This is a genomic window from Burkholderia sp. AU31652, assembly GCF_002223155.1.
Lineage (GTDB): Bacteria > Pseudomonadota > Gammaproteobacteria > Burkholderiales > Burkholderiaceae > Burkholderia.
On sequence record NZ_NKFG01000003.1, the window covers coordinates 70,971 to 94,879 of the forward strand.

Annotated in this window: 23 protein-coding genes; 17 read left to right on the top strand and 6 right to left on the bottom strand. The window is 68.3% G+C overall.

The genetic code is table 11. The features are described 5' to 3' along the window. Window positions 1-229 precede the first annotated feature (229 nt). The 11 genes from CFB40_RS02960 to CFB40_RS03010 all read left to right on the top strand — a co-directional run bounded on the left by CFB40_RS02960 (window position 230) and on the right by CFB40_RS03010 (window position 11,499). Complete coding sequence (locus tag CFB40_RS02960) at window positions 230-1,129, top strand: IclR family transcriptional regulator (protein WP_089424455.1); 900 nt, start codon at window positions 230-232, stop codon at window positions 1,127-1,129. Next, on the top strand, window positions 1,126-2,151 hold the full coding sequence (locus CFB40_RS02965; RefSeq protein WP_089430586.1) for a 2-dehydro-3-deoxygalactonokinase: 1,026 nt from the start codon (window positions 1,126-1,128) through the stop codon (window positions 2,149-2,151). The genes CFB40_RS02960 and CFB40_RS02965 overlap by 4 nt, the downstream gene beginning before the upstream one ends. 22 nt (window positions 2,152-2,173) lie before the next feature. After that, entirely contained in the window at window positions 2,174-2,851 is a 678-nt protein-coding gene (locus CFB40_RS02970) for a 2-dehydro-3-deoxy-6-phosphogalactonate aldolase (RefSeq protein ID WP_089431336.1), read from the top strand. Continuing rightward, complete coding sequence (locus CFB40_RS02975) at window positions 2,851-3,630, top strand: SDR family oxidoreductase (RefSeq protein WP_089431334.1); 780 nt, start codon at window positions 2,851-2,853, stop codon at window positions 3,628-3,630. Before CFB40_RS02970 ends, CFB40_RS02975 begins: the two co-directional genes overlap by 1 nt. Before the next feature lie 111 nt (window positions 3,631-3,741). Then, window positions 3,742-4,737 (top strand): arabinose ABC transporter substrate-binding protein, encoded by a 996-nt coding sequence (locus CFB40_RS02980; protein ID WP_069247093.1) that lies wholly within the window; start codon window positions 3,742-3,744, stop codon window positions 4,735-4,737. A 69-nt stretch (window positions 4,738-4,806) separates the two neighbouring features. After that, entirely contained in the window at window positions 4,807-6,318 is a 1,512-nt protein-coding gene (gene araG, locus CFB40_RS02985) for an L-arabinose ABC transporter ATP-binding protein AraG (RefSeq protein WP_089430587.1), read from the top strand. 70 nt (window positions 6,319-6,388) lie between these two features. After that, a complete protein-coding gene (araH, locus tag CFB40_RS02990; RefSeq protein ID WP_011350896.1) occupies window positions 6,389-7,405 on the top strand; it encodes an L-arabinose ABC transporter permease AraH in 1,017 nt (338 codons plus the stop codon). Window positions 7,406-7,434: 29 nt separating this feature from the next. Beyond that, complete coding sequence (locus CFB40_RS02995; RefSeq protein WP_089430588.1) at window positions 7,435-8,241, top strand: SDR family NAD(P)-dependent oxidoreductase; 807 nt, start codon at window positions 7,435-7,437, stop codon at window positions 8,239-8,241. 49 nt (window positions 8,242-8,290) lie between these two features. Beyond that, window positions 8,291-9,352, top strand: a complete 1,062-nt coding sequence (locus tag CFB40_RS03000) for an aldose 1-epimerase (RefSeq protein ID WP_089424459.1) — start codon at window positions 8,291-8,293, stop codon at window positions 9,350-9,352. Between the two features lie 39 nt (window positions 9,353-9,391). After that, on the top strand, window positions 9,392-10,219 hold the full coding sequence (gene pyrF / locus CFB40_RS03005; protein WP_050013849.1) for an orotidine-5'-phosphate decarboxylase: 828 nt from the start codon (window positions 9,392-9,394) through the stop codon (window positions 10,217-10,219). Window positions 10,220-10,440: 221 nt separating this feature from the next. Continuing rightward, complete coding sequence (locus CFB40_RS03010) at window positions 10,441-11,499, top strand: phosphorylcholine phosphatase (protein ID WP_089424460.1); 1,059 nt, start codon at window positions 10,441-10,443, stop codon at window positions 11,497-11,499. A gap of 37 nt (window positions 11,500-11,536) precedes the next feature. Here the strand turns inward: CFB40_RS03010 and CFB40_RS03015 are convergent, their stop codons facing one another. The 3 genes from CFB40_RS03015 to thiL are packed head-to-tail and all read right to left on the bottom strand — an operon-like array spanning window position 11,537 to window position 13,608. Continuing rightward, on the bottom strand, window positions 11,537-12,037 hold the full coding sequence (locus CFB40_RS03015) for a CinA family protein (RefSeq protein WP_034186407.1): 501 nt from the start codon (window positions 12,035-12,037) through the stop codon (window positions 11,537-11,539). Window positions 12,038-12,068: 31 nt separating this feature from the next. Next, entirely contained in the window at window positions 12,069-12,620 is a 552-nt protein-coding gene (locus CFB40_RS03020) for a phosphatidylglycerophosphatase A family protein (RefSeq protein WP_089430589.1), read from the bottom strand. Then, window positions 12,610-13,608, bottom strand: coding sequence for a thiamine-phosphate kinase (gene thiL, locus CFB40_RS03025; RefSeq protein ID WP_089430590.1), 999 nt, complete (start codon window positions 13,606-13,608; stop codon window positions 12,610-12,612). The genes CFB40_RS03020 and thiL overlap by 11 nt, the downstream gene beginning before the upstream one ends. Window positions 13,609-13,743: 135 nt before the next feature. Between thiL and CFB40_RS03030 the strand changes: the two genes are divergently transcribed. From CFB40_RS03030 to CFB40_RS03050, 5 genes are all read left to right on the top strand, one after another. After that, window positions 13,744-16,086 carry an NADP-dependent malic enzyme gene (locus CFB40_RS03030; protein WP_306427335.1) on the top strand — a complete coding sequence of 781 codons (2,343 nt, stop codon included), beginning with the start codon at window positions 13,744-13,746 and terminating at the stop codon, window positions 16,084-16,086. A 378-nt stretch (window positions 16,087-16,464) separates the two neighbouring features. Beyond that, complete coding sequence (locus tag CFB40_RS03035; RefSeq protein ID WP_031398890.1) at window positions 16,465-16,896, top strand: ribonuclease domain-containing protein; 432 nt, start codon at window positions 16,465-16,467, stop codon at window positions 16,894-16,896. Window positions 16,897-16,912: 16 nt separating this feature from the next. Next, window positions 16,913-17,476: a barstar family protein gene (locus CFB40_RS03040; protein WP_089424464.1), complete on the top strand. Its 564-nt coding sequence runs from the start codon at window positions 16,913-16,915 to the stop codon at window positions 17,474-17,476. 214 nt (window positions 17,477-17,690) lie between these two features. Then, window positions 17,691-18,434, top strand: coding sequence for a hypothetical protein (locus tag CFB40_RS03045; RefSeq protein WP_089424465.1), 744 nt, complete (start codon window positions 17,691-17,693; stop codon window positions 18,432-18,434). A 66-nt stretch (window positions 18,435-18,500) separates the two neighbouring features. Next, window positions 18,501-19,322, top strand: coding sequence for a hypothetical protein (locus CFB40_RS03050; protein ID WP_089430592.1), 822 nt, complete (start codon window positions 18,501-18,503; stop codon window positions 19,320-19,322). A 6-nt stretch (window positions 19,323-19,328) separates the two neighbouring features. Here the strand turns inward: CFB40_RS03050 and CFB40_RS03055 are convergent, their stop codons facing one another. The 3 genes from CFB40_RS03055 to speE form a co-directional block, all read right to left on the bottom strand. Next, window positions 19,329-20,096: a 16S rRNA (uracil(1498)-N(3))-methyltransferase gene (locus CFB40_RS03055; protein WP_089430593.1), complete on the bottom strand. Its 768-nt coding sequence runs from the start codon at window positions 20,094-20,096 to the stop codon at window positions 19,329-19,331. Between the two features lie 17 nt (window positions 20,097-20,113). Next, a complete protein-coding gene (locus tag CFB40_RS03060) occupies window positions 20,114-20,530 on the bottom strand; it encodes a VOC family protein (RefSeq protein WP_089424468.1) in 417 nt (138 codons plus the stop codon). A gap of 162 nt (window positions 20,531-20,692) precedes the next feature. Then, window positions 20,693-21,550: a polyamine aminopropyltransferase gene (speE, locus tag CFB40_RS03065; protein WP_089424469.1), complete on the bottom strand. Its 858-nt coding sequence runs from the start codon at window positions 21,548-21,550 to the stop codon at window positions 20,693-20,695. A 216-nt stretch (window positions 21,551-21,766) separates the two neighbouring features. Between speE and tkt the strand changes: the two genes are divergently transcribed. Next, window positions 21,767-23,839, top strand: coding sequence for a transketolase (gene tkt / locus CFB40_RS03070; RefSeq protein WP_089424470.1), 2,073 nt, complete (start codon window positions 21,767-21,769; stop codon window positions 23,837-23,839). The last annotated feature ends 70 nt before the right edge of the window (window positions 23,840-23,909 follow it).

Below are 23,909 nucleotides of genomic sequence, written 5' to 3' on the forward strand. Positions count from 1 at the left end.
TGGGCAACGCACTCAAATATTGGAGACGGGTGCGTGCGCTCCTACAATCCGAAGCACATCACAGCTTCGGACCCACGCATCGCGCGGCGCCCGACGCACACGGAGACACCTTCCATGAAGTTCGCCGGGCGCTTTATTCGGTGCATCGACCGCCGCTTCGTCGCGACGCCGGACGCCATGCCGGCATCGTGCGAACGGCTTCACCGGTTCCGTTGAAGAAGCCCGCCCCATGAACAAGATGCCCGACACCCTTGCCCTCGACGCCCGGCGTGCGACGCCGGACGATGCGTCGCTGACCGACAGCATCGGCGCGACCAGCACGCCGCTCGATCTCGCCGCGCAGCAGGCCGGTACGCAGACGCTGCTGCGCGGCCTTGCGATCCTCGAGGCGATCGCGAACGGCGCGCGCGACATGCGCGCGATCGGCGCGGCGCTCGGCACGACGCGCAGCACCACGCATCGCCTCGTCAGCAGCCTCGTGCAGGCGCGCTACCTGCGCCAGGTGCAGGGCGGCTACCTGCTCGGCCCGAAGCTGATCGAGCTCGGCACGATCGCGCTCGAGCAGATGCCGCTCACCGCGGTGGCGCGCCCGCACCTCGAAGCGCTCGCGGAAGCGACGCTCGACACGATCCATCTCGGCGTGCGCGACGGCGACGACGTGCTGTACATCGACAAGATTCCCGGCACGCGCGGCCTCGAGATGCGCTCGCGCGTCGGCCACCGGATGCCGCTCGCGTCGACCGGCATCGGCAAGGCGATGATGCTCGACACCGATCCCGACACGTGGCGCTCGCTGTTCGAGGCCGCCCGGCGGGCGCTTGCCGGCGTCAATTTCAAGCCGGACAACCGGCCCGAGACGAGCGCGTTCCTGCAGCGCATGGCGCATTACGCGGCCGGCGGCTATACGTTCGATCTCGAGGAGAACGAGGCGTCGATCCGCTGCGTGGCCGCGCCGATCCGCGACGCATCGGGCGCGATCGTCGCGGCCGTGTCGGTCGCGAGCACGATTCCGTACATGCCGCACGACCGGATGGACGAACTGATTCCGCTCGTGCAGCGCGAAGCGCGAGCCATTTCCGCGGAACTGGGCTGGAGCCCGCCGCAGGGTACCCGCAGGATCAAACGATGACGACTTCGACCCGGCCCGTTCCGGATGCCAGCTCCGCCACCCCGTCGCTGATCGCGCTCGACTGGGGCACGACGTCGCTGCGCGCTTACCTGTACGACGCGCACGGCGCGCTCATCGACACGCGCAGCCGTGCGGCGGGCGTGATGCATGTGCCGGGCGGCGGCGCGCGCGCGTTCGACGCGGTGTTCGAGGACGCGTGCGGCGACTGGCTCGACCGCACGCCGGGCCTGCCGGTGCTCGCCGCCGGGATGGTCGGCAGCGCGCAGGGCTGGCGCGAGGCGCCGTACGTCGCGGTGCCGGCCGGGGCCGACGCGCTCGTCGCGGGCCTGATCACGGTGACGACCGCGCGCGGCACGATGATCTCGATCGTGCCGGGCGTGATCGCCACGGGCGAACTGCCCGACGTGATGCGCGGTGAAGAAACGCAGATATTCGGTGCACTCGCGAGCGATCCCACGCTTGGCACCGATCGTTCAGGGGTACTGATCGGCCTGCCGGGCACCCATGCGAAATGGGCGTGGGTGAGGGACGGGCTGATCGAGCGCTTCCAGACCTTCATGACGGGCGAGCTGTTCGCGGTGCTGCGCGACCACACGATCCTCGGCCGCACGATGCGCGCGGGCGCGTCGCCCGATCGCGCGGCGTTCGTGCGCGGCGTCTCGGTCGCGCGCGGCGCGCAGCGCACGGGGCTGCTCGCGACGATCTTCAGCACGCGCACGCTCGGCCTGACCGACCGGCTCGCGCCCGATGCGCAGGGCGACTACCTGTCCGGGCTGCTGATCGGCCATGAGCTCAATGCGCTCGACGCGATGCTCGCGGAGCGCGGCATCGCGCTTGCGGACCAGCCGCTGCTGCTGATTGGTGATGACGGCCTGTGTGCGCGCTACGTCGACGCGCTCCAGGAATTCGGCCACCCGCACGCTCGCGTCGTCGCGCATGCGACCGACCGCGGCCTGTGGCGGATCGCGTCGCGCGCCGGGCTCGTGCGTGCGGATGGCGAGCCCGTCTGCGCCGACCAATGAACTGTTTGCCGAGGATTTTTCGATGCCGTCCGACCTGACCTTGCCCGCACCCTACGCGCCCCACGCCGCGCTGATGCGTGCGTTCGACGCGTGCCCGCTGATCGCGATCATGCGCGGGATCACGCCTGCCGAAGCGGCCGACCACGGCCGTGCGCTCCATGAAGCCGGCTTCCGGATCATCGAGGTGCCGCTCAATTCGCCCGATCCGTTCGACAGCATCGCCGCGCTGCGGCGTGCGCTGCCCGACGACGCGATCGTCGGCGCGGGGACCGTGCTGCGCGCCGAGTATGTCGACCGCGTGCAGGACGCGGGCGGCGCGCTGATCGTGATGCCGCACAGCGACGCGGCCGTGATCCGCCGCGCGCGCGAGCGCGGCCTCGCGAGCGCACCGGGCGTGGCGACGCCGACCGAAGCCTTTGCGGCACTCGCGAACGGCGCCGACGTGCTGAAGATGTTCCCGGCCGAGCAGCTCGGCGTGCCGGTCGTGAAGGCGTGGCGCGCGGTGATCGACCGCGCGGTGCCGCTGATCCCGGTCGGCGGCATCTCGCCCGACAACATGGCGCCGTTCCTCAGCGCCGGCGCGAACGGTTTCGGGCTCGGCTCGGCGCTGTACCGCCCCGGCCAGTCGGCCGACGCGACCGCGGCGAATGCGCACGCGTTCCAGGCCGGCTTGCGCGCGGCGCGCGGCGGAGTCGCATGATGGGCCGCCTCGCGGACAAGGTCGCGATGGTGACGGGCGCGGGCCGGGGCATCGGCGCCGCGATCGCCCGCGCGTTCGTTCGCGAGGGCGCGGCGGTCGCGCTCGTCGATCTCGACTTCCCGCAGGCGCAGCGCACGGCCGCCGCGATTGCGCACGAGATCGCCGATGCGCGCGTGTTGCCGCTGCAGGCGGATGTCGCGCGGCAGGACGCGGTGCGTGCTGCAGTGACGCAGACCGAGGCGGCGTTCGGCCCGCTCGACGTGCTCGTGAACAACGCGGGCATCAACGTGTTCGCCGATCCGCTGACGATGACCGAAGACGACTGGCGCCGCTGCTTCGCGGTCGACCTCGACGGCGTGTGGCACGGCTGCCGAGCGGCGCTGGAGGGGATGGTCGAACGCGGCCGCGGCAGCATCGTGAACATCGCGTCGACGCACGCGTTCAGGATCATCCCGGGCTGCTTTCCGTACCCGGTCGCGAAGCATGGCGTGCTGGGCCTCACACGCGCGCTCGGCATCGAATACGCGGCGCGCAACGTGCGCGTGAACGCGATCGCGCCGGGCTACATCGAGACGCAGCTCACGCGCGACTGGTGGGACGCGCAACCCGACCCTGCTGCCGCGCGCGCCGAAACGCTCGCGCTGCAGCCGATGAAGCGGATCGGCCGGCCGGAGGAGGTCGCGATGACGGCCGTGTTCCTCGCGTCCGACGAGGCGCCGTTCATCAATGCCGCGTGCATCACCGTCGATGGCGGGCGCGCGGCGCTGTATCACGACTGACACGATTGACGTAACGATTCGAAAGACCGCACGTGCGACGGCCGCGCGCACGCTGCGTCGAAACCAACAAGCGGCTGCATCCTGTTCGATGAAGACAAGGAGACACTGGAGATGAAACGCAGAACGTTCGTAACGCTGGCGGCCGCGGCCGCGGTGGTGATCGGGAGCCCCGTCGTGCACGCGGCCGATCCGGTCAAGATCGGCTTCCTCGTGAAGCAGCCGGAAGAGCCGTGGTTCCAGGACGAGTGGAAGTTCGCCGAAATCGCGGCGAAGCAGAAGGGCTTCACGCTCGTGAAGATCGGCGCGCCGTCCGGTGAAAAGGTGATGAGCGCGATCGACAACCTGTCCGCGCAGAAGGCGCAGGGCTTCATCATCTGCACGCCCGACGTGAAGCTCGGGCCGGGCATCGTCGCGAAGGCGAAGTCGCACAACCTGAAGATGATGACGGTGGACGACCGCCTCGTCGACGGCGCGGGCAAGCCGATCGAGGCGGTCCCGCACATGGGGATCTCCGCGTACAACATCGGCAAGCAGGTCGGCGACGGCATCGCGGCCGAGATCAAGAAGCGCGGCTGGGACATGAAGGACGTCGGCGCGATCGACATCACCTACGAGCAGCTGCCGACCGCGCATGACCGCACCAGCGGCGCGACCGACGCACTGGTGGCCGCCGGCTTCCCGAAGGCGAACGTGATCGCGGCGCCGCAGGCGAAGACCGACACCGAGAACGCCTTCAACGCGGCGAACATCGCACTCACGAAGAATCCGCAGTTCAAGCACTGGGTGGCGTACGGCCTGAACGACGAAGCGGTGCTCGGTGCGGTGCGCGCGGCGGAAGGGCGCGGCTTCAAGGCGGACAACATGATCGGCATCGGCATCGGCGGCTCCGATTCGGCGCTGAACGAGTTCAAGAAGCCGCAGCCGACGGGCTTCTACGGCACCGTGATCATCAGCCCGAAGCGCCACGGCGAGGAAACCTCGGACCTGATGTACACGTGGATCACGCAGGGCAAGGCACCGCCGGCGCTGACGCTGACGACCGGCATGCTCGCGACGCGCGACAACGTGTCGAAGGTGCGCGACGAGATGGGGCTCGCGTCGAAGTAAGCGGCTTGCCGGCTGCGGCGGCCACGCGGCAGCCGGCGATCGATGGATCTGCAAGAGTAGGGGGACGACGTGTCAGCGGCACTGCGTTTTGACAATATCGGCAAGGTCTTTCCCGGCGTGCGCGCACTCGACGGCATCTCGTTCGACGTGCATGCGGGCGAGGTGCATGGCCTGATGGGCGAGAACGGCGCGGGCAAGTCGACGCTGCTGAAGATTCTCGGCGGCGAATATCAGCCCGATGCGGGCAGCGTGCTGGTCGACGGCCAGCCCGTGCAGTTCGCGAGTGCGGCCGCGTCGATCGCGGCCGGCATCGCGGTGATTCACCAGGAGCTACAGTACGTGCCCGACCTGACGGTCGCGGAAAACCTGCTGCTCGGCCGCCTGCCGAATGCGTTCGGCTGGGTGAGGAAGCGCGAGGCGAAGCGCTACGTGCGCGAGCGGCTCGCCGCGATGGGCGTCGATCTCGATCCCGATGCGCGGCTCGGGCGGCTGTCGATCGCGCAGCGGCAGATGGTCGAGATCTGCAAGGCGCTGATGCGCAATGCGCGCGTGATCGCGCTCGACGAACCGACCAGCTCGCTGTCGCATCGCGAGACCGAAGTGCTGTTCAAGCTCGTCGCCGACCTGCGTGCGCAGGGCCGCGCGCTGATCTACATCTCGCACCGGATGGACGAGATCTACCGCCTGTGCGACGCCTGCACGATCTTCCGCGACGGGCGCAAGATCGCGTCGCACGAATCGCTAGGCGACGTGCCGCGCGAACGGCTCGTCGCCGAGATGGTCGGGCGCGAGATTTCGGATATCTATCATTACGCGCCGCGTGCGCTCGGCGACGTGCGCTTCGCGGCCGAAGGCATCGACGGCCCGGCACTGCGCGAACCCGCGAGCTTCTCGGTGCGCGCGGGCGAGATCGTCGGTTTCTTCGGGCTCGTCGGCGCGGGCCGCAGCGAGCTGATGCGGCTCGTGTACGGCGCGGATCACCGGCGCGCGGGCGTGCTGACGCTCGACGGCGCGCGCATCGACGTGAAGCGCACCGGCGATGCGATCCGCCACGGCATCGTGCTGTGCCCCGAGGACCGCAAGGAAGAGGGGATCATCGCGATCGCGTCGGTCGCGGAGAACATCAACATCAGCTGCCGCCGCCATTCGCTGCGCGCGGGGCTCTTCATCAACCGCAAGGCCGAAAGCGAAACGGCCGACCGTTTCATCCAGCGGCTCAAGATCAAGACGCCGAACCGGCGGCAGAAGATCCGCTTCCTGTCCGGCGGCAACCAGCAGAAGGCGATCCTGTCGCGCTGGCTCGCGGAGCCCGACCTGAAGGTCGTGATCCTCGACGAACCGACGCGCGGGATCGACGTCGGCGCGAAGCACGAGATCTACGACGTGATCTACCGGCTCGCGGAACGCGGCTGCGCGATCGTGATGGTGTCGTCGGAGCTGCCGGAAGTGCTCGGCGTGTCCGACCGCATCGTCGTGATGCGCGAGGGCCGGATCGCGGGCGAGCTGCCGCGCGAACAGGCGAACGAGCACGCGGTGCTGAGCCTGGCGCTGCCGCAGACGAGCGCCGTCGAGGCGGCCTGACGCAGCACACGACAATCGAATCGGACATGCGCGGCGCGGGCCGTGCGATGCAGGAGCAGGAGACTCAATCATGCAAGTCAACGAAAACCTTGGCAGCGCCGCCGTGAAGCCGTCGGCCGACGCGCTGGTGCCGCAGCAGAGCGACCGCCAGAAGTGGTGGCAGCATCTGACCGAATACAGCCTGATCGCGATCTTCGCGGTGATGTTCATCACGATGTCGCTGACCGTCGATCACTTCTTCTCGATCGACAACATGCTCGGCCTCGCGCTGTCGATCTCGCAGATCGGCATGGTCGCGTGCACGATGATGTTCTGCCTCGCGTCGCGCGACTTCGACCTGTCGATCGGCTCGACCGTCGCGTTCTCCGGCGTGCTGTGCGCGATGGTGCTGAACGCGACCGACAACACGTTCGTCGCGATCATCGCGGCGGTCGCGGCCGGCGCCGCGATCGGCTTCGTGAACGGCGCGGTGATCGCGTACCTGCGCATCAACGCGTTGATCACGACGCTCGCGACGATGGAGATCGTGCGCGGGCTCGGCTTCATCGTGTCGAAGGGGCAGGCGGTCGGTGTGTCGTCGGATACGTTCATCGCGCTCGGCGGGCTGTCGCTCTTCGGCGTGTCGCTGCCGATCTGGGTCACGCTGCTGTGCTTCATCGCGTTCGGCGTGCTGCTGAACCAGACGGTCTACGGCCGCAACACGCTCGCGATCGGCGGCAACCCGGAAGCCTCGCGGCTCGCGGGGATCAACGTCGAACGCACGCGCGTGTACATCTTCCTGATCCAGGGTGCGGTGACGGCGCTCGCGGGCGTGATCCTCGCATCGCGCATCACGTCGGGCCAGCCGAACGCCGCGCAGGGCTTCGAGCTGAACGTGATCTCCGCGTGCGTGCTCGGCGGCGTGTCGCTGATGGGCGGCCGCGCGACGATCTCGGGCGTCGTGATCGGCGTGCTGATCATGGGCACCGTCGAGAACGTGATGAACCTGCTGAACATCGATGCGTTCTACCAGTACCTCGTGCGCGGCGCGATCCTGCTCGCGGCCGTGCTGCTCGACCAGCTGAAGAACCGCGGCGTCCGCGACTGACCCGATCCGCTTTTACGGAGACGAACCGCATGACCATCGACACTTCCGCGCACGACCCGCACACCGCGAGCCACGCGCGCTATGCACGCTACCCGAGCCTCGAGGATCGCGCGGTGCTGATCACGGGCGGCGCGACCGGCATCGGCGCGGCGTTCGTCGAACACTTCGCCGAGCAGGGCGCGCGCGTCGCGTTCGTCGACCTCGACGCGGCGGCCGGTGCCGCGCTCGCGGAACGCCTCGCGCACGTACGCCATGCGCCGCTGTTCCTCCAGTGCGACCTGACCGACATCGACGCGCTGCGCCATGCGATCGACGCGATCCGCGCGCGTATCGGTGCGATCGCGGTGCTCGTGAACAACGCGGCGAACGACACGCGCCACGCGATCGGCGACGTGACGCCCGAATCGTTCGACGCGGGCATCGCGGTGAACCTGCGTCACCAGTTCTTCGCCGCGCAGGCGGTGATCGACGACATGAAGCGGCAGGGCGGCGGCGCGATCGTCAATCTCGGCTCGATCAGCTGGATGCTGAAGAACGGCGGCTATCCCGTCTACGTGATGGCGAAGGCGGCCGTGCAGGGGCTGACGCGCGGCCTCGCGCGCGACCTCGGCCCGTTCGGCATCCGCGTGAATTCGCTGGTGCCCGGCTGGGTGATGACCAACAAGCAGCGCCGGCTGTGGCTCGACGACGCGGGCCGCGCGGCGATCAAGGCCGGCCAGTGCCTCGATGCCGAACTGCTGCCCGCCGATCTCGCGCGGATGGCGCTGTTCCTCGCGGCCGACGACAGCCGGATGATCACCGCGCAGGACGTGATCGTCGACGGCGGCTGGGCCTGACCGTTCGCACGACCCGCATCGATTCTTCGACGAAGGAAAGGAGTTCACCATGACCGCCACGTCCTCGAGCGCATCGTCGTCCACCAGCCAGTCGCGCCGCGCGCGCCTGGCCGCCGCCGCGCAGCCGGTCAGCCCCGGCCCGCAGACAGCAGCCTTCGCGCAGGGCGTCGGCGCCGCGCATGCGGCGGCCGTCACGCTGTCGAATGCGTTGCTGCGGCTCGACGTGCTGCCGCATCTCGGCGGCGGCATCGCGCGCTTCGACTGGCGTGGCGACAACGGCGCGCTGATGCCGGTGTTCCGCCGCTGCGAGCACCCGGAGACGGCGACGGACCCGAACGAGCTCGCGTGCTATCCGCTGCTGCCTTACTCGAACCGGATCGGCGACGGGCGGTTCGAGTGCGACGGGCGCAAGGTCGCGGTGCCGCGCAATCGCCGCGACGAGCCGCTGCCGATCCACGGCGACGGCTGGCTCGCGCGGTGGCAGGTGGACGATGCGACCGGCACGTCGCTGCAACTGTCGCTCGATCGCACCGCCGGCGCGCCGTATGCGTTCCGCGCGATCCAGTCGTTCGAGCTCGATGACGCGACGCTGTCGATCGCGCTGACGATCGAGAACGCGGGGCGTGCGCGGCTGCCGTTCGGGCTCGGCGTGCATCCGTTCCTCGTGCGCGATACCGCGACCGAACTGGCCGCGGCTGCCGGCGGGCTGTGGCTGTCGGGCGCGGATTTCCTGCCGGTGCGGCACGTGAGCGTGCCGCCGGCCTGGCAGTTCGGCGTCGCGTATCCGCTGCCGGCCGCGCTCGTCAATCATGCGTTCACCGGCTGGGGCGGCCACGCGACGGTGAGCTGGCCGCGCCGCGGGCTGTCGCTGACGGTGGCGGCCGACGCCGACGCGTACGTGCTCTATACGCCGCCCGGCGAGGATTTCTTCTGCTTCGAGCCGGTCGATCATCCGATCAATGCGGTGAACCTGCCGGGCGGCGCGACCGCGCACGGGATGACGCTGCTCGCGCCCGGCGAGCGGCTCACGCGGCGTTTCGCGTTCACCGTCGAGCGCGCCGATGCGCGCGGCAATGCGGCTTCGCGCGAGGCGCGCCGGCGACGCGGGTAAAATACGCGGTCTACCAACGGTTTGCCGCGAGTACCCGCCATGTCTTCCCCGCTTACTTTCATCGAATCGCTGCGCGCCGCGTGGCAGCGCACCAATTCGCTGCTGTGCGTCGGCCTCGATCCCGAGCCGTCGCGCTTTCCCGTGCAGTTCGACGGCCAGCCCGATGCGATCTTCGAATTCTGCCGGCAGATCGTCGACGCAACCGCGCAATACGCGAGCGCGTTCAAGCCGCAGATCGCCTACTTCGCCGCGCATCGCGCGGAAGACCAGCTCGAGCGGCTGATCGCGCACATCCACCTCCAGCATCCGGGCCTGCCGGTGATCCTCGACGCGAAGCGCGGCGACATCGGCAGCACGGCCGAGCAGTACGCGCGCGAAGCGTTCGAGCGCTACCGCGCGGATGCCGTCACAGTGAACCCGTACATGGGCTACGACTCGGTCGAGCCGTACTTCGAGCACGAAGGCAAGGGCGTGATCGTGCTGTGCCGCACGTCGAACCCGGGCGGCTCCGACCTGCAGTTCCTCGACACCAACGGCCGGCCGCTGTACCAGGTCGTCGCCGACCTCGCGGCGAACAAGTGGAACGCGAGGAACGGCCAGCTCGGCCTCGTGGTCGGCGCGACGTTCCCGAAGGAAATCGAGATCGTGCGCGGGATCGTCGGCGACATGCCGCTGCTGATTCCCGGCATCGGCGCGCAGGGCGGCGACGTGCAGGCGACCGTCAACGCGGGCCGCACGGCCGACGGCACCGGCATGATGATCAACTCGTCGCGCGCGATCCTGTACGCGAGCAAGGGCGAGGATTTCGCCGAAGCCGCGGCGCTCGCCGCGCAGAAGACGCGCGACACGATCAACGCGCATCGTTGATCGGTTGCACCGGTTGCCTGTCCGGGCAGCCGGTTCCGGCGGGCTCCCACGCGCGAGCCCGGCGCTCTTCTCCCGTTTTTCCGCTCCTCCGCCCGTCCGGCCCGCACTGGCGCACGCGGACAACTTCCCGTCGCTTCCGCACCGCATCCCCGCGCGCCAATCGCGCGATGCTCCCGCTTGTCATCGATCCGTCACGAAAATGTCAAGAAAGGAGCGACGCCATGCCCAAGCTGTCCCGACGTCTTCTGAGCGCGCTTGCCGCGTCGTTGTGCATGAGCTTCGCCCATGCGGCGGATCTCTCGCACTGGCCGGCCGATAGCGCGAAGGCGCTGAACGCGATGATCGCCGCGCACGCGCACCGCGGCGACTACGCGGTGTTCGACGCCGACAACACGACCTACCGCTACGACCTCGAGGAGTCGCTGCTGCCGTACCTCGAGAACCGCGGCGTGCTGACGCGCGACACGCTCGACCCGTCGCTGAAGCTGATCCCGTTCAAGGATTCCGCCGACTACCGGGAATCGCTGACGAGCTATTACTACCGGCTGTGCGAGATCGACGACCTGGTCTGCTACCCGTGGATCGCGCAGGCGTTCGCCGGGCTGTCGCTGGCCGACCTGAAGCGCCACGTCGACGCGATGCTCGCCGACGGCAAGCCGATCCCGATCCGCTACTGGCAGGGCGACAAGGTGGTCGACGGCACGGTGAACCCGCCGCGTTTCTTCCGCGGGATGCAGGAGCTGTACAACGCGCTGCGCGAGAACGGGATCGAGGTCTACGTGATGACGGCCGCCCATGAGGAGCTCGCGCGGCTCGTGCTGTCCGACCCGAAGTACGGCTACAACGTGAAGCCGCAGAACGTGATCGGCGTGACGACGCTGCTGCGCAACCCGGCGACCGGCGCGCTGACCACCTCGCGACTGCAGATCAAGGCCGGCAAGTATGACGAGGCCGCGAACCGCAGCCTGGTGATCACGCCGTTCCTGATGAACCCGATGACGTGGTACGAAGGCAAGCTCGGCTCGATCGTCGGCTGGATCGACCAGTGGAAGAAGCCGGTGCTCGTCGCGGGCGACACGCCGACGTCCGACGGCTACATGCTGCTGAACGCGACCGACGTCGCGCGCGGCGGCGTGCGCGTGTGGGTGAACAAGAAGGACAAGCAGATGGCGCAGATCCGCGCGTGGTCGGACGAATCGGCCGCGCGGCAGAAGTCGCTCGGCCTGCCGGTGACGGCGGACAAGAACTGGATCGTCGTGAAGCCCGACGCGATCCAGTAAGCGGGCAGTCGGGGGCGCGGCGCGCGCCCCCCGGCGATCAGCCCTCGCGCTCGTCGAGCAGCTTCAGCAGCCCGCGCAGCGCATGCGCGGCCGCCTGCGTGCGGATCTGTTCGCGGTCGCCCTTGAACACGAGCGTCTCGACGTCGGTATGCAGCCGGTTGCTCCAGCCGAACGACACGGTGCCGACCGGCTTCTTCTCGCTGCCGCCGGCGGGGCCCGCGATGCCGGTGACGGACAGCGCGACCTGCGCGCGGCTGTTGCGCAGCGCGCCTTCGGCCATCGCGCGCGCGACGGGCTCGCTGACGGCGCCGTGCTTGTCGATCAGGTCGGGCGGCACGCCGATCATCTCGATCTTGGCCTGGTTCGAGTACGTGACGAAGCCGCGCTCGAACCACTGGCTGCTGCCGGAGATATCGGTGATCGCCGCGGCGATCATGCCGCCGGTGCAGGATTCGGCGGTGGCGAGCGTCAGGTGCTCGTCACGCAGCTTGTTGCCTGCGCGGATCGCAAGCTGATGGACGACGGAATCGGTTGGCATGCGCGTCGGGAAACGGGAGTCGGAAAGTCGGTCAGCCGACGACGGAGCGCCACAGGGCGATCACGAGCAGCGTCATGAACGCGGCGACCAGATCGTCGACCATGATGCCGAGCCCGCCTTTCAGGCGGCGCTCGACATAGCGGATCGGCGGCGGCTTGAGCATGTCGAAGAAGCGGAACGCGACGAACGCCCACAGCTGGCCGACGAAGGTCGCGGGCGTGACGAACAGCATCACGAGCCAGATCGCGACGATCTCGTCCCAGACGACGGCGCCCGGATCGGCCGAACCCATCTTCGTCGCGGTGAAACCGGTGAGCCATGTGCCGGCCACGAAGCCGGCCGCGATCAGCGCCCACCATTCGGGCACCGTCAGGTAGCGGTTGAGCACGACGAACGTCAGCCAGCCGAACAGCGAGCCGAACGTGCCGGGCATGATCGGCGCGAGCCCGCTGCCGAAGCCGAGCGACACGATGTGCGCCGGGTGCGACAGCATGAAGCGCGCGGTCGCGCGCCGCGGCGCGTTGCCGCCGGATGCGGCGCCGGGCTCGGCCGCGGTGTGCGCGGGCGTCGGGTCAGTCTGCATGGAAGTGGTCGAAGCCGTGCAACGTGAGAGCGAGAGGCGCGCCGGCGGCGTCGCGCCACGCGATCGCGGGCTGCTCCGACGGCGCGGACAACGCGCGTATTGTACCGATTCGGGTGACCGCCACGCCGGCCGTTACGCCGGCCGCCTCGACCGCCGCGCGGGCTGCCGCCGGCGCGGTGAAGCACAGTTCGTAGTCGTCGCCGCCGGCCAGCGTGCAGCGGCGCTGCACGTCGGGCGGCAGCGTCGCGAGCGCGGCCGAGCGCGGCACCGCGTCGGCATCGATCTCGGCGCGCACGTTCGAGCGGGCCAGGATGTGCTGCAGGTCGCCGGCGAGGCCGTCCGAGAGATCGAGCGCCGCGTGCGCGACGCCCGCGAGCGCGAGGCCGAGCGCGATGCGCGGTTCGGGGTACTCAAGCGCGCGCCGGAACGCGGCCGCTTCGTTCGCGCCGGCCGTCCATTCGCCGCGCGCGACGCCGAGGCCGGCGCGCGCATCGCCTAGCGTGCCGGACACCCAGACATCGTCGCCGTCGCGCGCGGCGTCACGCCGCAGCGCCGCGTCGGGCGCGACTTCGCCGAACACGGTCACGCACAGGTTCAGCGGGCCGCTCGTCGTGTCGCCGCCGATCAGCTCGCAGCGGTAGCGCTCGGCGAGCGCGAACAGCCCGTTGCTGAACGCTTCCAGCCACGCGGCGTCGGCACGCGGCAGCGCGCACGCGAGCGTGAACGCGCGCGGCTCGGCGCCCATCGCCGCGAGGTCGGACAGGTTGACCGCGAGCGTCTTGTGGCCGAGCGCGTCGGGCGCGACGTCGGGGAAGAAGTGGCGGCCTTCCACCAGCATGTCCGTCGAAATGGCCAGCAATTTCCCGGATCGGGGCGTGATCAACGCGCAGTCGTCGCCGATGCCGAGCGTCGACGCACGGGCGCCCTGCGCGGCGCGGCGCGTGAAGAAGCGTTCGATCAGCGAAAACTCGGAGAGGGCGGCTAGCACGGCGGATGGATCCGAAACGATGGAAGGAACGGCATTGTACGAGGCGAGCGGCGGCGTTCCTGCACCGTTCAGTACAATTTTGTCGCGGCTGTTGCACCCGAATCGCCGGTCTGGCGGCCGATGATTGGCGCTACAATGCCGTCGAAGAGTCATTCTAATCCGCCCGCCAAGAGACACATGTCTACCCAAGCCTCCTCCAAAGCCAAACTCCGCGAAGCCGCGCTCGACTATCACGAATTCCCGACCCCCGGGAAAATCGCGATCGCCCCGACCAAGCAGATGATCAACCAGCGCGATCTCGCGCTCGCGTACTCGCCGGGTGTGGCGTACGCGTGCGAGGAGATCGTCGAGAATCCGCTCAACGCGGCGCGCTTCACCGCGCGCAGCAACCTGGTGGGCGTCGTCACGAACGGTACGGCGGTGCTCGGTCTCGGCAACATCGGCCCGCTCGCGTCGAAGCCGGTGATGGAAGGCAAGGCGGTGCTGTTCAAGAAGTTCGCGGGCATCGACGTGTTCGACATCGAGCTGAACGAGTCGGACCCGCACAAGCTGGTGGACGTGATCGCCGCGCTGGAGCCGACCTTCGGCGGGATCAACCTGGAAGACATCAAGGCGCCGGACTGCTTCATCGTCGAGCGCGAAGCGCGCAAGCGGATGAAGATCCCGGTGTTCCACGACGACCAGCACGGCACCGCGATCGTGGTGGCCGCGGCCGTCACGAACGGGCTGAAGGTCGTCAACAAGGACATCAAGAAGGTCAAGCTCGTCGCGTCCGGCGCGGGTGCGGCCGCGCTCGCGTGTCTCGACCTGCTGGTCGACATCGGCCTGCCGCTCGAGAACATCATCGTGACCGACCTGGCGGGCGTGGTCTACAAGGGCCGTACCGAGCTGATGGATCCGGACAAGGAGCGTTTCGCCCGCGAAACGGAAGCCCGGACGCTGGCCGAAGTGATCGAGGGCGCGGACATCTTCCTCGGCCTGTCGGCTGCCGGCGTGCTGAAGCAGGAGATGGTGAAGGGCATGGCCGAGCGCCCGCTGATCCTCGCGCTCGCGAACCCGACGCCGGAAATCCTGCCGGAACTCGCACTCGAAGTGCGGCCGGACGCGGTGCTGGCCACGGGCCGCACCGATTACCCGAACCAGGTCAACAACGTCCTGTGCTTCCCGTTCATCTTCCGCGGCGCGCTCGACGTCGGCGCGACGACGATCACGCGTGAAATGGAGATCGCGGCCGTCAACGCGATCGCCGAGCTTGCGCAGCACGAGCAGAGCGACATCGTCGCGACCGCGTACGGCATCCAGGACCTGTCGTTCGGGCCCGAATACCTGATTCCGAAGCCGTTCGATCCGCGCCTGATCGTGAAGATCGCGCCGGCCGTCGCGCAGGCCGCGATGGACGGCGGCGTCGCGACGCGCCCGATCGAGGACATGGACGCGTACAAGCAGCACCTGCAACAGTTCGTGTATCACAGCGGCACGACGATGAAGCCGATCTTCCAGATCGCGCGCGCCGCGCCGGAAGAGAAGAAGCGCGTCGTGTTCGCGGAAGGCGAGGAAGAGCGCGTGTTGCGCGCCGTTCAGATCATCGTCGACGAAAAACTCGCGAAGCCGATCCTGATCGGCCGCCCGTCGGTGATCGAGCACCGTATCCAGCGCTACGGCCTGCGCCTGACGCCGGGCACCGACTTCACGGTCGTCAACACCGAGCACGACGAGCGCTACCGCGATTTCTGGCAGACGTACTACAAGATGATGGCGCGCAAGGGCATCAGCGAGCAGCTCGCGCGCGTCGAGATGCGCCGCCGCACGACACTGATCGGCTCGATGCTGGTGAAGAAGGGCGAAGCGGACGGGATGATCTGCGGCACGATCAGCACCACGCACCGCCACCTGCACTTCATCGACCAGGTGATCGGCAAGCGCCCGGGCTGCAGCGTGTACGCGGCAATGAACGGCCTCGTGCTGCCGGGCCGCCAGATTTTCCTCGTCGACACGCACGTGAACGTCGATCCGACCCCGGAAGAGCTGGCCGAGATCACGATCATGGCGGCGGAAGAAGTGCGCCGCTTCGGCATCGAGCCGAAGGTCGCGCTGCTGTCGCACTCGAATTTCGGCACGAGCAATGCCCCTTCTGCGAAGAAGATGCGCGATACGCTCGCGATCCTGCAGGAACGTGCGTCGGAGCTGAAGGTGGACGGCGAGATGCACGGCGACGTCGCGCTCGACGCGGCGCTGCGCAAGGAAATCCTGCCGGAATCGACGCTGGAAGGCGAAGCGAACCTGCTGATCCTGCCGAACATCGACTCCGCGAACATCGCGTACAACCTGCTGAAGACGGCCGCGGGCAACAACATCGCGATCGGGCCGATCCTGCTGGGCGCCGCGCAGCCGGTGCACGTGCTGACCGAATCGGCGACCGTTCGCCGCATCGTCAACATGGCGGCGCTGCTGGTCGCCGACGTGAACGCCACGCGCTGAGCCAAAACGAACGCGCCAGGCCGGTCGAACCGGCGTGGCGCGTCGGGCGAAATTGTAAACAAAAGCAAAAAGAGGCGTGCCCGCAATGGGCACGCCGCGGGCAGGGCGCAAACGCGCTTCCCTCAAGCAACATCAGCATCTCTCTCCACTCAGCGTAGCCGGCGTGGCAAGGAGGCAGAGTCTTGCCATGCCAGAGATGCTGCCCGCATTTTATCCTATGTAAGATAAATGTAGTGTGATTTAGGTAAAAAATGCGCAATTCCGGGTATCACTGGCCTTTCGATTCCCAAACGGACATTGATTCGCGCGGCCAATAACGCTACGCTAACGCCTTTGTTGGTCGTCAACTACTTGATTTAACAGCGGGAACCCTGGTTCATGGCACGCAAGTGGCTCCGCAACGGCGCGCTCGCGTCCGTCTTCGCGATGTTCGCGATGGGTATCGTCGGCACGCCGACGGGCAGTCTGGTTTCCGCCGCTTACGCACGGGAGGCCGTTCCGGCCGACGTGGCGGCGAGCGGGCTCGATACGATTCCGACCGCCCGTCTTCCGCGCGAGGCCGTGACCACGCTGGGCCTGATCGGCGCCGGCGGTCCGTATCCGTACGAGAAAGACGGCGTCGTGTTTGGCAACCGCGAGCGGATCCTGCCAAAAGCGAAGCGCGGCTACTACCATGAATACACGGTGCCGACGCCGCGTGCCCGCAATCGCGGGGCGCGCCGGATCGTCTGCGGCGGGCCATTGCGCCGGATCGACAACTGTTATTACACGGGCGACCACTACAACAGTTTTAAACGTATTGTTGAATGACTTCGGGACGAATGGCATGAGCGACTCCATCTACGCGCACGAAACGGCGGCGGCGGAACTGTTCGCGGCCGGCGACGGCAATCTGTTTCAGCGCGTGATTCAACTGCACGCGGCGGCGCAGGCTGGCAGCACGCCGGAGCAACAGGAAGCCGAGCCCGGGCTTTCATCGAACGAGGAGCCTATGAGCCTTTTCACGACCGTGCGACCCAATCTCGTGCAGTCGATCCGCGCGTTCCGCGTGCAGGATCTTGCCGACGAAGCCGGCCGGCTCGGCCAGCATTTCCTGTATGCGTTTTGCGGCGCCGCGCAGTCGAAGCAGGAAGTGATGGAAACGATCGCGACGTCGTTCCTGTTCCCGAAGCATTTCGGGAAGAACTACGACGCGCTGTACGACTCCCTGACCGACCTCGTCGCGAAGGCCGGCGCGCAGCCCGGTTTCGTGATCGTCCTCGAAGGGCTGCCGATCGCGCAGAAGTTCGACAAGGAAGGGCGCGAGACGCTGCTCGACGTGTTCCGCGAGGCGGCCGAATTCTGGGCCGAGCGCAAGGTCGCGTTCCGCGTGTTCTACTCGTTCGCGTAAGCGCACGTCGGCCAGCGGCCGATTCGGCGAATCACCCTTCGGAAGCCCGCTTCGAGCGGGCTTTTTTGCGCCTGCGCAGGTTGCATGCGCTTGGCCCGATCCGACACGGACCTTTCATCGCCCACTTTTTTTCGCGACAATCGCTCAGCCCGGGCGCCGCCGCCGCGCCGGGCGCATCACACCAGACCAACATTCGAGAGAGGGCCGTTTCCCCATGACCGCTACCCGATCAGCGGCGCGCACCCGTGCGTGCCATCCGCTCGTGTGCGCGCTGACCGCGTGTGCACTGTCGCTTGGCCTCCCGCCAGCCGCCCAGGCCGCGGTGCTGACCCCGGAGCAGACGACCGATCTGTATCTCGGCGCGTTCGTCAATGGCGACGCGTCGAAGGCCGAGCAGTTCAACGACGCAACGCGCACGCACTTCGACGGCGAGGGTGTGCTCGACGTGGCGGCCGTTGCGAAGCTCGCGGACAAATTGAGCGGGACGATCGTCGCCTCCATCCTGAACAAGGTGCCGGCGACGGTACGCACAACGGTGAACGGGCCGGTCACTGCGGCGATCGGGTCATTTCAGCATGCGCTCGCGCGTTCCGAGTGCAAGGCCACCGGTTCGACCCGGAAGCCGAACGAATCCGTGAAAGGCGAATCGATCGCGACGGTCGAATTCGCGTGCCGCGTCGCCGAGGTGGAACCTGGCTTGAGGGCGCTGCGGGAGACGGTCGACGAGCCGCGCTCGGAAGACGACAACGCGCGCGCGGCATATCTCGCGGCGTTCCTGAACGGCGTGGTACCCGTGTTCGACCACGCGCCGACGAGCCGGCCGATCACGGGCCGGATCGACCTGCATGGCACGGACGACAAGGGCTGGATCGCGGATTCCCCCGCCCAGGTGCTGCGGCCCGTCGTCAACGCGCTGATGAGCCAGATGCGTGACGCGAACGGCGACGCCGCCAATTAACCGGCAGCATTCGGGCCGCCGTGCATGTTGCCGGCGTGCCGGACATTCGAACGAGGGGAGTCGGCAATGAACCTTTTCACACGGGGGCTGCTGGTGGCCGCAGCCGTCGCTTCGATCGGGGGCGCGTCGGCAGCGGATGCCGCCGCGGTCGAACCGGCACTGACGCCGGCGGCGCAGGCCGCGTATCCGGCGGTCGAGCGGCTGCTTGGCGAGTTGCGCACGCGCTCGACACCGGACCAGTATGCGGCGGTGGCCCGTGCGATTCACGCGTCGCCGGCACTGGCCGGCCAACTGAACGAACTGGTCGATGCAGGGTTGCTGACGCGCATCGCGGTCGACAGCGGCGAACCCGCGCTCGGCCGGACGTCCGGTGCGTTGCGCACCGGCAGCGTCTGGATCCTGACGCCCGCCTTCGTCGAGAGCCAGGCGCTGCGACGCCTGTCCCACGTCGTGCATGACGGCGACATCCTGCCGGACAACATGGTCTTCGCGCTGGGCTACATGGCGTGGCGTGCGAAGCACGATGCCGACGTGAGCCGCGAGGCCGCCGCGTTGCGCGCATCGGACGACAGCGCGGACGAGAAAAAGCGGCGCTGGATCGAGCTGAACACGCGGATCGATGCCGGCGGCTTCATCCAGGGCTGGAATGACACGGTCGATGCCGCCGCAGTGCAGCACGACGGCCGGCCGGTGGGAATCACGCAGATCGTGCCGATGCTGATGAACCTGCGCTATCGCGGTCCGTTGATCAAGGCGATCCAGGCGACGCCGCCGTTGCGCGTCACCGCGACGACCTTCCCGTTCGATGATGCGAGCCTCGACGCGCTGGCATTGGCGCTCAAGGGTTCCAGCGTCATCGACATCGAGCCGTTGAGCGCCGCGCGCTGATGCGCGTCACCACCCGCCCCAGCGCGCCGCGAGCGCCGCGAGCACGGCCGCGCCGGCCGTCTCGGTACGCAGCACGCGGGGCCCGAGCGACAGCGCGGTGAACCCGCGTGCGCGGGCCGCATTTTCCTCGTCGGGCGACAGCCCGCCTTCCGGCCCGATCAGCAGCGTGACGGTTGCAGCGGGCGGCGTGTCGGGCAGCGACGCGAACGGGATGCTCGCGCGCGGCGACAGCAGCAGCCGCAGTTCGCCGTCGACCGGTGCCGCCGGCAGCGTATCGAGCCAGGTGTTGAAGCCGGCGACCGGCGCGACGTCGGGCACGCGGTTGCGCCCGCATTGCTCGCACGACGCGCGCACGACGCCACGCCAATGCGCGACGCGCTTGTCCGCGCGCTCGCCGGCGAGCTTCACGACGCCGCGCACGGTCGACAGCGGCACGACTGCCGTTACGCCGAGTTCGACGGCCTTCTCGATCACCCAGTCCATCTTGTCGCCGCCGGCGATGCCTTGCGCGAGCGTCACGCGATAGGGCGGCTCGGCCTCGGCCGGTTCGAACGTGTCGATCTGCGCGAGCGCGCTGCGCTTGTCGATCTCGACGAGCCGCGCGCGGTACTGGCCGCCGGTGCCGTCGAACAGCGCGAGCACGTCGCCGGGCTGCAGGCGCAGCACCTGTGCGTGGCGCGCGACCTCGGCCGGCAATGCGAGCGTGGCGTCGGCGCGCAGGGACGCGTCGACGAAAAAACGCGGCACGGCCGCGGTGGTGGTGGCTTCGTTCATGCGTGTAACGGGTGGGGTCATGCGTCGAGACGGCGCCCGAGCGCCCATCGGTAGCCGTCGAGATCCTCGATCTGCGCGAACCGGTCGCCCCAGAACTGATCCTGCGGCGCGCTCAGCGATTTCGCGCCCGCGTCGAGCGCGCGCTGCCAGGTGGCGTCGACGTCGTCGACATACAGGTAGAACGATTGCGGCGCGGTGGCGTTCGCACTTTTCGGCGTGCGCGCGGGCGAGCCGAACGCGCCTTCGGGCGCGAACATCACGATCAGCTGGCCGCGATAGGCCATCTCGACGTGCATGATCGCGCCGTCTTCGTCGTGCACGTCGCGTACCGTGAAGCCGAATGCGGCCTTGAAGAACTCGATGGCCGCGCGCGCGTTGCGTACGACCAGGTAGGGTGTCAACCAAGGCACGTTGGCCGGACGTGGATCGGTCATGAAAATCTCCTGTGGGGGCGCCTGGGCACGTGTTCTGATTCCATGCCCGGGCGTTCGTTCAGGGGGCGGCACGGCGTCCAGGACGTTCCGCCCCGGTGCCATGCATCGCGAATCCTGCAGGGACGCGATGGAAAAACGGAAGCGAGGCGGCCGCGCGGACGCTCAGCGGCGAACGCCCAGTGTATCGCGCAGCGCGCGTGGCAGGGCAAAGAGGGACGCATGCAGCCGCGCGTCGTAGTAGCGCAAGCCCTGGACGCGGCGGGCCGCGAGCCGTTCGTCGACGTCGTGTGCGAACAGCGCGGCCGCGTCGAGCGTGTCGCTCGCGATCGCCATCAGCCACTGCGAGCCGTACAGCGGCACGTGCGCGGACAGCGGGTCGACGACCGCGAAGCTCGCGCGCAGGTCGTCGAGCAGCGCGGCGATGCGCGCCGCGTGGAACACCGGCGAGCCGAGGTGCATCGAGATCGCGCCGCACGGCGTCAGGATCCGCTTGAGCCGCGCATAGAACGCGCGGGTATAGAGGCCGGCCGCCGGCGAATCGGGCGGCGTGAGGTCGAACACGACGAGATCGAAATGCTCGACGGTCGACTCGACGAAATGCGCGGCGTCGCCGATCACGACCTCGACGCGCGGGTCGTCGAGCGCACCCTGGTGCACGTCGTCGAGATACCGGCGCGCCATCCCGACCACCTCGTCGTCGAGTTCCGCGATCACGATCCGCGCGATGCATGCATGCTTGAGCAGCTGGCGCGCCGCACCGCCGTCGCCGCCGCCGAGCACGAGCGCCTTGCGCGGCGACGGATGCGCGAGCGCGGCCGGGTGCGTCATGCACTCGTGATAGACGTACTCGTCGCCGACCGACGTCATCGGTCGGCCGTCCAGCGTGAACAGGCGGCCGAGCTGCGGGGTTTCCCAGACCTCGATCTGCTGGTGCGGCGACGCGACGTGCGCGAGCCGCCGGGCGTTCGGGAAGCCGTAGGCGGAGTCGGGCGTAGGGTGGAAAAGTAGAGTCGTGCTCACGGGCGGGCCACTCGGGGCTGGCAGTTCCGACGTCTGAATTATAGGAGGCGGGCGGTTTGACGGAAAACCGTGCCGGAACACTACTCGCCGACAAGGGAAATGTCAGCCCATCTGTTAAAATGACGAGCTTTGCAGCCCCGTCCGTAGGCTCCGTCCGCTTCGCGTCCGTCAGGCGCCGCACCGCGCGCCGGGAACGATTGACGCTCGAGCTTCCGGATGCCGCCGTGCCCCCGTTTCCTCGACTCGTTCTCCGGACTCGACATGACGACTTCGTCTCCCGCCTCCACCACCCTGATGGCCAACGCGATCCGTGCGCTCGCAATGGACGCCGTCCAGCAAGCGAACTCCGGCCACCCCGGCATGCCGATGGGCATGGCCGAAATCGGCGTCGCGCTCTGGTCGCGCCATCTGAAGCACAACCCGACGAACCCGCACTGGGCAGACCGCGACCGCTTCGTGCTGTCGAACGGCCATGGCTCGATGCTGCTGTACTCGCTGCTGCACCTGACCGGCTACGACCTGCCGATCGAAGAGCTGAAGAACTTCCGCCAGCTGCACTCGAAGACGCCGGGCCACCCGGAATACGGCATCACGCCGGGCGTCGAGACGACCACCGGCCCGCTCGGCCAGGGTCTCGCGAACGCGGTCGGCATGGCGCTCGGCGAAGCGCTGATGGCCGACGAGTTCAACCGTGACGGCGCGAAGATCGTCGATCACCACACGTACGTGTTCCTCGGCGACGGCTGCCTGATGGAAGGCATCTCGCACGAAGCCTGCTCGCTCGCCGGCACGCTGAAGCTGAACAAGCTGATCGCGCTGTACGACGACAACGGCATCTCGATCGACGGCGACGTCGTGAACTGGTTCCACGACGACACCCCGAAGCGTTTCGAAGCCTACGGCTGGAACGTGATCCCGAACGTGAACGGCCATGACGTCGACGCGGTCGACGCAGCCATCGCGAAGGCAAAGCTGTCGGACAAGCCGACGCTGATCTGCTGCAAGACGGTGATCGGCCAGGGCGCGGCGACCAAGGCCGGTGGCCACGACGTGCACGGCGCGGCGCTCGGCGCGGAGGAAATCGCGAAGACGCGCGCGGCACTCGGCTGGACCTGGGAGCCGTTCGTGATTCCGCAGGAAGTCTATGCGGCATGGGACGCGAAGGAAGCCGGCAAGCGCGCCGAGTCCGAATGGGACGCGACGTTCGCGGCCTATCGCGCGAAATTCCCGGCAGAAGCCGCCGAATTCGAGCGCCGGATGGCCAACCAGCTGCCGGCCGACTGGGCCGAAAAGGCTGCGGCGATCATCGCCGGCGCGAACGAGCGCGGCGAGACGGTGGCGACCCGCAAGGCGTCGCAGCAGGCGATCGAAGGCCTGGCTGCCGCCCTGCCCGAACTGCTCGGCGGCTCGGCCGACCTGACCGGCTCGAACCTGACCAACTGGAAGGCATCGAAGGCCGTCCGTGCGAATCCGGAAGGCCCGGGCGTCAAGCTGGGCAACCACATCAACTACGGCGTGCGCGAATTCGGCATGAGCGCCGCGATCAACGGCCTCGCGCTGCACGGCGGCCACAAGCCGTTCGGCGGCACGTTCCTGACGTTCTCCGACTACAGCCGCAACGCGCTGCGCGTGGCCGCGCTGATGAAGGTGCCGTCGATCTTCGTGTTCACGCACGACTCGATCGGCCTCGGCGAAGACGGCCCGACGCACCAGTCGATCGAGCACGTGTCGAGCCTGCGCCTGATCCCGAACCACGACGTATGGCGTCCGGCCGACACGGTCGAGACGGCCGTCGCATGGACCCACGCGGTCGCCGCCGACCGTCCGTCGAGCCTGATCTTCAGCCGCCAGAACCTGGCGTTCAACCCGCGTACCGATGCGCAGATCGCGAACATCGAGAAGGGCGGCTACGTGCTGAAGGACTGGGACGAAGAGATCGTCGCGCGCAAGATCATCCTGATCGCGACGGGCTCGGAAGTCGAACTCGCGATGAAGGCCGTCGAGCCGCTCGCGCAGCAAGGCATCGCGGCACGCGTCGTGTCGATGCCGTCGACCAACGTGTTCGACCGCCAGGACGCCGAATACCGTGAGCGCGTGCTGCCGCACGGCGTGCGCCGCGTCGCGATCGAAGCGGGCGTGACGAGCTTCTGGCACAAGTACGTCGGCCTCGAAGGCGGCGTCGTCGGGATCGACACGTTCGGCGAATCGGCGCCGGCCGGCGTGCTGTTCAAGTACTTCGGCTTCACCGTCGAGCACGTCGTCGAGACCGCCAAGGCCGTGCTGGCCTAAAGAGACAGACGCGACGCGCGCCACCCCTCGCGCGCGTCGCACCGTGAAGCTGCACGAAACGAATTTTTTC

Coding starts and splice junctions, on each gene's coding strand:
- CFB40_RS02960 (WP_089424455.1), top strand. CDS start 230: ATGAACAAGATGCCCGACACCCTTGCCCTCGACGCCCGGCGTGCGACG.
- CFB40_RS02965 (WP_089430586.1), top strand. CDS start 1,126: ATGACGACTTCGACCCGGCCCGTTCCGGATGCCAGCTCCGCCACCCCG.
- CFB40_RS02970 (WP_089431336.1), top strand. CDS start 2,174: ATGCCGTCCGACCTGACCTTGCCCGCACCCTACGCGCCCCACGCCGCG.
- CFB40_RS02975 (WP_089431334.1), top strand. CDS start 2,851: ATGGGCCGCCTCGCGGACAAGGTCGCGATGGTGACGGGCGCGGGCCGG.
- CFB40_RS02980 (WP_069247093.1), top strand. CDS start 3,742: ATGAAACGCAGAACGTTCGTAACGCTGGCGGCCGCGGCCGCGGTGGTG.
- araH (WP_011350896.1), top strand. CDS start 6,389: ATGCAAGTCAACGAAAACCTTGGCAGCGCCGCCGTGAAGCCGTCGGCC.
- CFB40_RS02995 (WP_089430588.1), top strand. CDS start 7,435: ATGACCATCGACACTTCCGCGCACGACCCGCACACCGCGAGCCACGCG.
- CFB40_RS03000 (WP_089424459.1), top strand. CDS start 8,291: ATGACCGCCACGTCCTCGAGCGCATCGTCGTCCACCAGCCAGTCGCGC.
- pyrF (WP_050013849.1), top strand. CDS start 9,392: ATGTCTTCCCCGCTTACTTTCATCGAATCGCTGCGCGCCGCGTGGCAG.
- CFB40_RS03010 (WP_089424460.1), top strand. CDS start 10,441: ATGCCCAAGCTGTCCCGACGTCTTCTGAGCGCGCTTGCCGCGTCGTTG.
- CFB40_RS03015 (WP_034186407.1), bottom strand. CDS start 12,037: ATGCCAACCGATTCCGTCGTCCATCAGCTTGCGATCCGCGCAGGCAAC.
- CFB40_RS03020 (WP_089430589.1), bottom strand. CDS start 12,620: ATGCAGACTGACCCGACGCCCGCGCACACCGCGGCCGAGCCCGGCGCC.
- CFB40_RS03030 (WP_306427335.1), top strand. CDS start 13,744: ATGCCGTCGAAGAGTCATTCTAATCCGCCCGCCAAGAGACACATGTCT.
- CFB40_RS03035 (WP_031398890.1), top strand. CDS start 16,465: ATGGCACGCAAGTGGCTCCGCAACGGCGCGCTCGCGTCCGTCTTCGCG.
- CFB40_RS03040 (WP_089424464.1), top strand. CDS start 16,913: ATGAGCGACTCCATCTACGCGCACGAAACGGCGGCGGCGGAACTGTTC.
- CFB40_RS03045 (WP_089424465.1), top strand. CDS start 17,691: ATGACCGCTACCCGATCAGCGGCGCGCACCCGTGCGTGCCATCCGCTC.
- CFB40_RS03050 (WP_089430592.1), top strand. CDS start 18,501: ATGAACCTTTTCACACGGGGGCTGCTGGTGGCCGCAGCCGTCGCTTCG.
- CFB40_RS03055 (WP_089430593.1), bottom strand. CDS start 20,096: ATGAACGAAGCCACCACCACCGCGGCCGTGCCGCGTTTTTTCGTCGAC.
- CFB40_RS03060 (WP_089424468.1), bottom strand. CDS start 20,530: ATGACCGATCCACGTCCGGCCAACGTGCCTTGGTTGACACCCTACCTG.
- tkt (WP_089424470.1), top strand. CDS start 21,767: ATGCCGCCGTGCCCCCGTTTCCTCGACTCGTTCTCCGGACTCGACATG.